The sequence below is a fragment of the uncultured Chitinophaga sp. genome (genome assembly GCF_902168175.1).
Taxonomy (GTDB): Bacteria; Bacteroidota; Bacteroidia; order Chitinophagales; family Chitinophagaceae; genus Chitinophaga.
Window position 1 is genome coordinate 1 of the sequence record NZ_CABHOU010000031.1, and the last position, 11434, is coordinate 11434.

Below are 11434 nucleotides of genomic sequence, written 5' to 3' on the forward strand. Positions count from 1 at the left end.
GACCATGGCCCTGCGTGCCAGTCGTAGTAGAACTGCAGCACTTTAATATCTTCCGGTAAGCCCTGTTGGCCGGTATTTACCACCTGGAAAATAAAATCCATGGGCCTGCCGTTCGGCATTTCGGGCCACGATTCTCCCTTCTCGAAATAGGGCTGCCCGCCGAAATGTGAAAGCTGTTGCGAATGTGCAGGCGGCCGCATAGCCTTGCCTGTAATCATTTTTGTGCTGGTGCGTATCAGCGGCTTCACGAGGTTAACCAGGTCTTCTCTGGTAGTGAGGCCCAGCTGTTGCAGCTCGGACCGGTATTGATCAAATTGGCTCATAGCAATGGTAGTGTCTGGATGCTACTAATTTACTAAAAGAAGGGGAATTTTAGTTCAGTGTTATTAAAACTGTAATGTTGAGAATAGAAGCGTAGGGAGGGCAAGCTATCTCCATCAACACAAAATATATTTCATGAAAGATGGGTTAAGCACGGTACGATAACCAATACCTGCCAATTTTCTTACGTAAAAACAAAAATGGCCCCCACCATGCTAAACGGGGGCCATCGCTAACGCTGCCGATATATGAAAAAATGTTTGTCCGCTCTCCAAAGTAACCACCTTTATCTGAGCCAATGCCTCATGTACCGGTTAAACGGGCAAAAGTGCCGGCGAATCACCTAACTGGCACATTTACAAGGAAATAATTGATAGTTTGCCTAATATTTCTTAATATTATCCTGTGCTTAATTCCCAAAAACATGTAAAACTGTATATCTCCCCAAGAGAATCGTAAGCATTTATTATAATCCCAATTCGTCACCTGTCATCTAAATAAATTAGAGATGAAAGTTAATAGTATCGTTGTACGTGGGTTGGAACAAACCGACACCGTAAAGGCCGCCGAATCAAGCGAGTGGCTGGAACTGAAACACTCCTTTGTTGTAGCCGCCGCCGTAAGGGGCGCTAAAGATGTACCTACCAAAGTGCCGCTGGATGATGACAGCGTGATAGAACTCATTTTCGAAGACGATACTGTATGGATGTGTGGTCCGGATACACTCGATGAAGTATTTCCGGAAGTAGATATCAAAAACCGGTCGGGAGAAGATGGTTTCGAACTTCCGCTGGGCATATCGGGCACCGATAGCGAAAGAGGATTTCTGGGTGGGGCCGTTATCAAACTGCTGAATGTTTTTTCGAAGAAGAAAGTAGCGAATGTGGTTGGGCAGATAGCCGAAGACCTCGAAAGGAAGATTCTCAATAACCGCAGCGGCCTTTACCGGCTCGATTCTGCCTTTAACTTCCAGAAGTATGAACCGGTAGTAAGTGATAAACCTTACTTCATTTTCCTGCACGGTACGGCCGCTTCGATGGAACGTACCTTCGGCGATCTTAAGACAAAGAACGATGGTATTGCCTGGAACTTCCTGTTCGAAACGTATGGCGAAAACGTACTGGCCTTCGAGCATGAATCGCTGACCAAAAGTCCGCTGATGAATGCCCTGCAGCTCGTGCAGGCACTTCCTCAAAGTGCTACACTGCATCTTATCAGCCAGTCGCGCGGCGGCCTTATCGGCGACGTGATCTGCCGCTTCTGCGCCACCAACGACAATGCTGTCGGCTTTACCGACGAGAATATCAAAGTGCTGGAAGAATCGGGCGACCGCAACGTGGACCTGCAAATGATCCAGGCGCTGAGAATGGAATTCAGTAATAAAAAGATAAAGGTAGAAAAGTTCATCCGCGCAGCATCCCCATCCGATGGTACCACGCTGGCATCTAAACGGCTGGATAACCTGCTGAACATGATCTTTAACCTGATCGGCCTGGGCACGGGACTTGCCACCAACCCGATTTACATGGGCTTCCGGGGACTGATAGGCAACGTGATCAATGCGAAGAACGATGTAAAAACCTTACCGGGACTGGAAGCGCAGAACCCTAACTCTCCCTTCATCAAAATAATAAACCAGGTAGCGCCGAATGTGGAAGTAGATGCGCCGTTAATTGTGATGTCGGGCAACTGCAAAGCCCGTATTAATCTCCGTGGTTTACTCATCATCGCCACCAAACTATTCTTCGGTGGTAAAAACGATCTGGTGGTGGATACGCGGTCGATGTATAAAACGCCTAAACGCAGCGGCGCCATACAGGTGTACCTCGACGAAGCCACTGATATCGACCATTTCTCTTATTTCGATAACAAAAAAACACTTACCGCTGTACTGGAAGCCCTGCAGGCAAAGCCCGATGCAATACTGGTAAGCTACAACAGCATTACAGAGAACCACAAGTTCAGGGGCGCGCTTGGTTTGGAAGGCGGACAGGTGTACCGCGAAAAGGTATCCGGTACCAAACCCATTGCCATCGTGTTGCCAGGCATCATGGGCACCAATCTCTCGCAGGATGATATCCTGATATGGATCAACTATTGGGGCTTTGTGACAGGGCAATTGACCAGGCTCAATATCACCGGCAAAAATATTAAACCCCACTCGCTGGTAAAAACCTCGTACCTCGAACTGGTAAAACATCTGGAGGATAAGCACGATGTAGTAACGTTTGCCTTCGACTGGCGGCTGCAGCTAAAAGAATGCGCCATCGCTTTTCATGAAAAGCTAAAGGAACTGATGGCCTTCCGCCAACCGATCAAAATCGTGGCGCACTCGATGGGTGGCGTACTGGTGCGCGACTTTATCGTTAATTTCCCAGATACCTGGAAAACACTGAACGACTCCGCAGGCTTCAAACTGCTGTTCCTCGGTGCCCCGCTCGGCGGCTCTTTCCGCATACCCAGCGTGTTGTTTGGTGAAGATGCGATTATCAATAAATTAAATAAGATAGATGTATTCCATTCTAAAAAAGAACTGATCGATACCTTTTCCAAACTGCCCGGTATCTTAAGCCTGTTGCCACTTACGCAGGATGCCGATAACGACTTTGCGGATGCGGGCGTCTGGAAAAAGATGTCGGATGCGCATGGCGAAAAGAACTGGCCACTGCCTAACGATGCCGATCTTAAAACATTTAAAGCCTACCGCGACCTGGCCGTAGAGCGGATGGAGAGTATTGATTACTCCAACATCCGCTACATTGCCGGGAAAGATAAAGCTACGCCCGCCGGTTACCGCATCGACCAAACTTCCAATGGTCAGCAACTGGTGTTCCTAAGCACTGGCGAAGGCGACCAGAGCGTAACCTGGGAAGCGGGCATCCCTAAAAAGATGATCGAGCAGGACCTGGTGTATTACGTAAACGTAACGCACGGTGGCCTTTCCTGCGATAAAAGTTTGTTCAAAGGGATTGATGATATACTCGAAAACGGCTTCACGAACCTGATGAGTAAAAAGCGGCCGGTAGTGCGCGCTGCGGAAAAACTCTTCCGTTCGCCAGACCTGTACGACTTCGACCTGTCGGAAGATGGTATGATAAGTACGATCATGGGTGTGGAAACAAGCGGACCTACAGAAGAAGTGATCGTACAACCTGTAGAAGTATCTGTATCCAAAGGTGACCTGCGTTATGCGTCTTTCCCACTGCTGGCGGGCCACTTCGCAGGCGATGGTATACTGTACGCGGAGAAAGTAATTAACGGTTACCTGAAGGGCGCACTGGCGCAACGGCACCAGCTTGGACTGTACCCGGGTAAAATAGGCACCAGCGAAATGGTGATTACCAGCGAGCAGGGGTTCAAAGGTGCTATCATTGTTGGTTTGGGAGAAATAAACAAACTCACGGCTTTCCAGCTTACGCAAACAATAGAGCAGGCGGCCTCCCGGTATTTGCTGGACATTAATACGCGTGGCCCGCAGGGAACAAGCCCGGCGCAAAAGATGAAGGAAGTAGGTATTTCTTCGCTGGTAATAGGTTGCGGGTACGGTGGTTTGCCGGTAGACGAATCGGTGGAAGCCATTGTACGCGGTATTGCCAACGCCAATACCAAGATCAGCCGCCTGTACGCAGGCGACGCACGTGTGCTGGAGTTTGTTGAGTTTATCGAACAATATGAAGACCGCGCCCTGAGTACTTTCTATTCGTTGAGAAGGATTGAAAATAAAAGCGATCGCTCTCTGAAAGTGGCCATTACCAAACCAAGTGTACAGGTAAAACGTGGCTACCGTGAAAGGATGATCGCCGACTCCACCGCCGGCTGGTGGACGCGGGTAACGGTGCAGGTGCAAAACGATTTTAGTCAGGGTCCACCGGTGCGCAGCCTGTTATTTACCGTTTCTACAGACGGTGCGCGACAGGAACAACGCTTCCTGCTTACATCGGCCGAGATCATTGAGCAGCTGGTAGATGAAATATCGGAGAAAAACAGCTGGACCGCAGCCCGTGCCAAAGCCATCTTTGAACTGCTGATACCAAACGATTTTAAAGAGTTGCTTAAAAAGCAGGGCAACATACTTTGGATACTCGATAAAACAACGGCCGCTTATCCCTGGGAACTACTGCAGGATAGTATGGCGAACCTCGCGCCTTTGTGCGTAAACGGAGGAATGATACGCCAGTTAGCTACGCAGGACTTTAGTCCGAGAATAGCCCCGGTGGCCAATAACAAAGCACTGGTCGTTGCCGATCCGATTCTGCGTGGGTTCCTGCCACAGTTACCCGGCGCACTGGAGGAAGGCAAAAGGGTACGCGATGTACTCACGAATAACGGCTATGATGTAATTCCACTGTTAAACAGTTCTCCGGCAGAGATCATAGAAACGATGTTCAGCGGTGTATATAAGGTAATCCACCTGGCAGGGCATGGCATTTTTAATGCCGATCCGTCTAAGAGTTCCGGGATGGTAATAGGTAACAATACCTTCCTGTCTACCCGCGAAGTAGGACAAATGAGTGCCGCGCCGGAACTGGTCGTTGTCAATTGTTGTTACCTCGGTAAAACAGACGGCCAGGCCGAAGAATTCTTCCGCCAGCGGTATAAACTGGCCGCCAATATCGGTACCCAGCTGATAGATGGAGGAGTGAAGGCCGTAATAGTGGCAGGTTGGGCAGTAGATGATGCGGCTGCGCTGGAATTTACACAGGTGTTTTATGATGCTATGTTCGCCGGCATTACTTTCGGTAATGCCATTCAGCAGGCGCGCACCGTTGTATTTCAGAAGTATGGCTACACAAATACCTGGGGCGCTTACCAGTGTTACGGTGATCCGTTCTATAAACTCGTGGCCCATAGCGAGGCGCAGGACGATACACCATTGTCGTACGCCACCGAAGAAGAAGCAGTCGTGGACTTGTCGAACCTCATTTACAGCATTGATGGCGGCACCTTCGACAGAAGTTATGTGAAAAAGAGATTACAAAGGATCGTAACAGCAGCATACGAGGCAGGAGTGAGGCCTCCGCAGATCATAGAAAAAGAGGCTTTCATTTACAGTGAACTGATGGAGCATGAAGACGCGATCATCAGGTACAAAACACTCGTAAGCATGGAAAACGCAACTTTCTCTGTGGCCGCCATGGAACGCTATTGCCGCGTCAGGATAGAGAAAAGCCTGTACGATTTCAGTCACCCTGTACCCGGTGCCGAAAATAATATAAACCCGGTGATCAAAGATGTGATCGAAGACCTGAACGGACTTTTAAGACTGGGCGTTACGGTAGAGCGTTATATGCTGCTCGGTTATGCCACTGCTTACAGTGCGCTGCTGATACAGGGCAAAACAGAAACGGCAAAGAATAAAAAGATTGCGCTGTACGAGAAGGCTGCCTGCTACTACTACTATGCCTGGGCGCTGCGAAGCGGGGATGTAGTAAATGCTGCTGCCGCACCATGGCTCGAAATGGAAGTATTGCTGCAACTGGTAGGCGACGGTACCCGCAAGTGGGGAGGCGTCGTTAAAACAAAGGATTGCACCTATACCTTACCAGCCATTGACCAGGCAATCGCTTACCTGCAAACGCGTAAAAAAGATTTAGGTGATATCGAGGAATACAAACGAGTGGCAGGTTACAACGTACTCAATGCCGACCTGGACCTTTGTATGTTCGCCGTGCTGTACCCTCCTGAAAACCTGGACAATGCCTACACTGACCTGCAGGAAACCTATGCCAAATGCTGGTTGCAGAACGGGCCTAAAAGCAGCGCTTACATCATAGAACCGCATATCGACTTCCTGCTGGATGCGTTATCGCTTAACAACAAGAAAAACACCGTAAGTCTCCGTAAGCTGGTGGAGGATATGAAATCGAAGTTGCAGAAGTTGTAATTCACCCAAACATAAAAATGCCTGCTCCGTTTAAGGAGCAGGCATTTTTATGTTTGAGCCCTGGCAACGAGGCCACTATTACGGCAAACTATACTTCGAAAAGAACGCCCAAATCACATCGTTATTCTTAAATGCCTGCGATGCCGGATCTGTGTCCAGCCCGGTGAGGCTGGGTGTGCCGCCTGGCCAGGAGTGCCCGCCATCATTGGTGAGGTACAATAATACCTCGAAGTTCGCGTCTGTGCAGGTACTCCATTTGTAAACGGTATATAGCGATGTGGTAGAAACGGTTTGTTTAAGGGCGGTGCAGCCTGCTACCGATGCCACCACGTTCAGGCACGAATCTACGGGTACGTTATCTAAGCCCGTAAGCACATAGTTCTTGCTCTTACCTCCGTTGTACTTCGCGTTCTCGTCCAGCAGGGAGTGAATGTGTAACACGGGTACGTTACGGACAGGGGTATACGCTGTTTTCATCTGGAAAGCGCCGGCATTGGGTGCAATAGCAGTGATTTTACCGGATAGTTCACTGGCCAGCCTGTAACACATCATAGCGCCGTTAGAGTGGCCAGTGGCGTATATCTTTTTGCTGTTTCCCTGGTAACGGGCAATCATGGTGTCTGCGAGTCGGGAAATGAAACCTACATCGTCGGTGTTTTTAATGCCGGAATTGGCACCGCAGCAATTGCCTGCATTCCAGGTACGGGCGGCGCTGGGGTTTTCTTCTCCTTCGGGATATACTACAATGAAGCCTGCACTGTCGGCCTTTGCATTAAGGCCTGTAAGCGAAGCCATATTGGCCGCACTTCCAAATCCGCCATGCAAGGCAAATACTACCGGGAATTTAAGCGTAGTGCTGGTGTAATAATTCTTTGGAAGATGGATGGTGTAGGTACGGTTGGTGCCCTGGTGATCAAATGAAGCATTGATGTCGTAGGGGCCCTTGTTGGTTGATAACGGACTTTTACTACAGGCATTCAATAACAGGATGGAGGCAGTGGCGAGGATAGTAAGGCGCATAATTTATGTAATTATCAGCCTGCAAGATAAGTTAATAATTAATAATTTATTGATGAGGTCAGCCGCTTACTTTTGGAGGGCCAGCATTCTTACCTTGTCCAGTTTATCCTGCACATCTTTGGAATATTTTCCCGACCATTCACCAATACTCAGGATAACAGGCAGTAAATCAGTGCCTTTTTCGGTAAGACTGTACACCACTTTCTGCTTGTGCTCCTTGTCCTTTGTTTTTTTGATGATCTTCTCATGCTCCAGCATCAACAACCTGTCTGCCAGTATGTTGGTGGAAATGCCTTCTTCGGAAGAAAGTATCTCGTTGTAATAACGTTTCCCAAAAAACAACAGGTCGCGAACGATCAGCAGGGTCCATTTGTCCCCGAAAATCTCCAACCCGAAATTCAACGGGCAGTCGGAGCGCATATCTTTCACTTTTTTCACTATTACAAATATAGCGTAGTTTTAGTTACATTTGCAGTTCACTTGCAAAATACAAGTGGTAAATTTAGTCTAATGAAAAGAGTAGTTATAACAGGAATGGGCGCGCTTACCCCGATCGGTAACGATGTACAGTCTTTTTGGGATAGCCTCGTAGCGGGAGCCAGTGGTGCTGCTACCATCACCCGCTTTAATGCTTCTGCATTCAGAACGCAGATCGCCTGTGAACTCAAGAACTTTTCTGCCGAAGGTATTCTCGACAGAAACGAAATAAAACGTACGGATCTTTTTACCCAATATGCCCTCGTGGCTGCTGATCAGGCGATGAAGGATTCCGGACTTAATGTATCTTCCATGGACCCGTTCGACATCGGCGTGATCTGGGGCTCTGGTCAGGGTGGTATGCAAACCTTTGAAGAACAGGTAAAGGAATATGTGCAGGGTAACTTTGTACCGCGCTTCAGTCCTTTCTTTGTGCCTAAACTCATTGCTAACATGGCCTCTGGCATGATATCCATGAAATATGGCCTGATGGGGATTAACTATACAACGGTGTCGGCCTGTTCTACATCTAACACAGCCATTATGGACGCACTCAATTACATTCGCCTGGGTAAGGCCAAAGTAATAGTGACCGGTGGTTCGGAAGCGCCTATTACCGAAGCATCTATCGGTGGCTTCTGCGCAATGAAGGCCATGTCTACACGCAACGACAACCCCGCTGCCGCCTGCCGCCCGTTTGATGCGGACAGGGATGGCTTCGTGATGGGCGAGGGCGCCGGTGCCCTGATACTCGAAGAATACGAACACGCCAAAGCAAGAGGCGCAAAAATATATGCAGAAGTTGCTGGTGCGGCCATGACCGCCGATGCTTATCACATGACCGCTACGCACCCCGAAGGACTGGGCGCTGCCAAGGCCATGGAGTTCGCATTGAAAGATGCAGGTCTTGCACCTACCGATGTAAATTACCTGAACGCACACGCCACTTCCACACCAGTGGGCGACCTCAGTGAAATTAAAGCCATTACCCGCCTGTTTGGCGATGCGCCTGCTCATTTACAGATCAGCGCTACCAAATCCATGACGGGGCACCTGCTCGGAGCTGCAGGTGCTATCGAAGCCATTGCCAGCGTAATGTCTATCCGTCATTCCATCATTCCACCCACTATTAATGTGCAAAATCCTGACCCGGCGCTGCCAGCAGGACTTAACATCGTAATGAACAAAGCGGTGGAAAGTAATGTGGACGTGGCGATGAGCGATACGTTCGGGTTCGGTGGTCATAACGGTATTGTAGTGTTCAGAAAAATATAGAAGGAGTGTGAGCCATCACATTCCTTCCATTTACTTTATAAGCGGAAAGTAAATCAGTTGCCGATGTGCTATTTTTGCCGCGTTCAATAAGCAGCATGATGAGAAAAATATTCGCAGGATTTAAGTATGCGCTGGCCACGTTAGCAGCAGTTTTTACAGGAGAAGAAACGAATGCCCAAAACAGGCTTACCACGCACAACACCATCGGTTGGTATAATACCTTCCACACCGTTAAGCTCAACGACAAATGGGCCATACTGGGCGAGTACCAGTGGCGCCGCGCACATCTGGTAACAGACTGGCAGCAAAGCCTGCTCCGTGTAGGTGTACAACGTAATATCACCAAAGATATCAGTGTGCTGGCCGGTTACGGCTGGATAGAAACGTTCCCGTACGGCGATTATCCGCCCGCTGCAGGCCAGCCTTTCCCGGAACACCGTATTTACGAACAACTGGTCATCAACGACGTACATGGCCGTGTTGCGTTCAATCACCGCTTCCGCTACGAACAACGCTGGCTGGGTATTCTCGATGCCACCGTGCCCGCCGACGAAAAGCGCGACATCACCGACTGGCAATTCCTGCAAAGGGTACGTTACCAGTTTCGCACGCAAATTGCGCTCAACAAACCAACAATGTCGGACAATACGCTGTACGCCAATCTCTACGACGAACTGTTTATCGGCTTCGGCGGACAAATACTCATGAACGTATTTGATCAGAACAGGGTAGGCATATTGGCAGGTTACCGCTTCAACAAACGCTTCAGCGTCGAAGCCGGTTATCTTAACCAAATCGTTCAGCAGGCCCGCCTGGTCAATAATATGCCAGTCTACCAGCGTAACAACGGACTTGTTATCAACACGATCTTTAACTGGAATTAGTTAGCCAGCATTCATACACTAATCAGCCGCCGTTGTGTCACTCCCTTCAGCGGCTGATTCATTTTTGAACTATCTTATTTTGATCCTCTAAACTGTATTTCACCCCAGCTTTTCATATACCCGTCACATTTCCCCGGCATCCATCAGCTCCCACACTATACTTGTGAAAATTTACCTCCATGAAACAAGCACTGTTCCTGCTTATAGCTCTGTGCAATATGAACGCCACCAGGGCACAAGTAACCCTCACCGGCAAAATCTACGGCCCGCTAAAGGGTGATGTAATACTTAACACCGGCCGCACCGACTGGTTCCAGGATGCTAATTCAGTAATGGCCAAAGTGGAAGCAGATAGTACGTTTTCTTTTACACTGCCTGCCAGTAAGCCAACATTCGTCCGCCTGCGTTACAACGGCTACACGCAACGGCTGTTGTTAAGCCCCGGCCGACCGCTGGCGGTTCGTTTTAATGGTGCTGACCTTGTTAGCACGATCACCTTTACAGGAAGGGGTGCCACGGAAAACCAACTGATACAGGAGGAACTGAAACCACCGTTCTATCTCACGTCTTACGAGAAAGAAAAAGAGAACATCTACGCTGCCTGGCCCATCGATCGTCTTAAAAAGGAATTACTACCCGAAGCCACCAGGGTAGAAGAAGTAACACATGCTTTTATCCATAACGCCAAAATCCCTCAGCAATTAAAGAAATACCTGCAGGCCGAAACCCGTTTCCGCCATGCTTTGCACCTCGACAGACTACTGTTCAATATGAAAAATACCCAACACAACCCCGATTGGCAGGCGTTTGAGGACGAGCTCGACAGCCGCATCGGTGAAGTATCACTGGCGGAAACAAGTATGAGCCCTGCTGCGAACCAGTATCTCGAAACCTATGCGGGGCGTTTGATGAGTAAGATGTACAGGGTTTACATGAAAAATAAAGACGAAGGCAAAAAACAAATTACCACGGCTCTGGGTATGAGTTTCGACTCCCTGCAAAGCCTCGCAAGCCTGTACGGCGACGAATATATCGAATACATGTACGTCTGGAAACGCATGCCTGCAAGTTTGCACGAGCAGCTGCTCATCAACCGTACTGTTTATTACGTAAACGAAAAAGCACCTGCCGAAGTGAGCGCTATAGCCGGCCTGCTCCGGCAGTATTACCCAAATGGCAAAGGCTGGCAGGAAATCAGCCCACTTGTGGCCCAATTGGAAACATTAAAAACGAAAGGGATCGCGAACAATAAAATTCACATCCTCCAAAACGGGAAGGCCATACGCTCGCTCGAAGAACTGCTGGCGCCATACAAGGGCAAAGTGGTGTACCTCGACATCTGGGGTACCTGGTGCAGCCCCTGTAAGGAAGAAATGAAATATGCGCCCGCCATCAAACAACAACTGGCCGGTAAAGATGTGGTGTTCCTGTACCTCAGTAACGACAAAGACATCGTGGACGCCAAATGGAAAAATTACATCTACACCAATAACATCTCCGGCGAACACCTCCGTATGGCCCAAAACGACTCCCTCATCTGGAAAGCCCTGCAACCAGTGGAGGCACCCCGTTA

The 11434-nt window shown here is 49.0% G+C and carries 7 protein-coding genes; 4 read left to right on the forward strand and 3 right to left on the reverse strand.

What is annotated here, in order from left to right; genetic code table 11:
• The coding region (locus QZT80_RS06680) for a DUF1963 domain-containing protein (protein ID WP_295119498.1) at window positions 1–323 on the reverse strand (323 nt) is incomplete at its 3' end.
• 506 nt (window positions 324–829) lie between these two features.
• Here QZT80_RS06680 and QZT80_RS06685 point away from each other — a divergent pair.
• Window positions 830–6205, forward strand: a complete 5376-nt coding sequence (locus QZT80_RS06685; protein ID WP_295119501.1) for a CHAT domain-containing protein — start codon at window positions 830–832, stop codon at window positions 6203–6205.
• Window positions 6206–6283: 78 nt separating this feature from the next.
• Here the strand turns inward: QZT80_RS06685 and QZT80_RS06690 are convergent, their stop codons facing one another.
• Both QZT80_RS06690 and QZT80_RS06695 read right to left on the reverse strand, forming a co-directional pair.
• Window positions 6284–7225 (reverse strand): PHB depolymerase family esterase, encoded by a 942-nt coding sequence (locus QZT80_RS06690; RefSeq protein ID WP_295119505.1) that lies wholly within the window; start codon window positions 7223–7225, stop codon window positions 6284–6286.
• A 66-nt stretch (window positions 7226–7291) separates the two neighbouring features.
• Window positions 7292–7663 (reverse strand): helix-turn-helix domain-containing protein, encoded by a 372-nt coding sequence (locus tag QZT80_RS06695; RefSeq protein ID WP_295119508.1) that lies wholly within the window; start codon window positions 7661–7663, stop codon window positions 7292–7294.
• Between the two features lie 72 nt (window positions 7664–7735).
• On the opposite strand from QZT80_RS06695, the gene fabF reads away from it, so the two are divergent.
• From fabF to QZT80_RS06710, 3 genes are all read left to right on the forward strand, one after another.
• Window positions 7736–8977 carry a beta-ketoacyl-ACP synthase II gene (fabF, locus tag QZT80_RS06700; RefSeq protein WP_295119511.1) on the forward strand — a complete coding sequence of 414 codons (1242 nt, stop codon included), beginning with the start codon at window positions 7736–7738 and terminating at the stop codon, window positions 8975–8977.
• A gap of 95 nt (window positions 8978–9072) precedes the next feature.
• Complete coding sequence (locus QZT80_RS06705) at window positions 9073–9861, forward strand: DUF2490 domain-containing protein (protein ID WP_295119515.1); 789 nt, start codon at window positions 9073–9075, stop codon at window positions 9859–9861.
• 179 nt (window positions 9862–10040) lie between these two features.
• Window positions 10041–11434, forward strand: a 1394-nt coding sequence (locus QZT80_RS06710) for a TlpA disulfide reductase family protein (RefSeq protein WP_295119519.1), incomplete at its 3' end; no start/stop codon positions are given.

Coding starts and splice junctions, on each gene's coding strand:
- fabF (WP_295119511.1), top strand. CDS start 7,736: ATGAAAAGAGTAGTTATAACAGGAATGGGCGCGCTTACCCCGATCGGT.
- QZT80_RS06685 (WP_295119501.1), top strand. CDS start 830: ATGAAAGTTAATAGTATCGTTGTACGTGGGTTGGAACAAACCGACACC.
- QZT80_RS06705 (WP_295119515.1), top strand. CDS start 9,073: ATGATGAGAAAAATATTCGCAGGATTTAAGTATGCGCTGGCCACGTTA.
- QZT80_RS06690 (WP_295119505.1), bottom strand. CDS start 7,225: ATGCGCCTTACTATCCTCGCCACTGCCTCCATCCTGTTATTGAATGCC.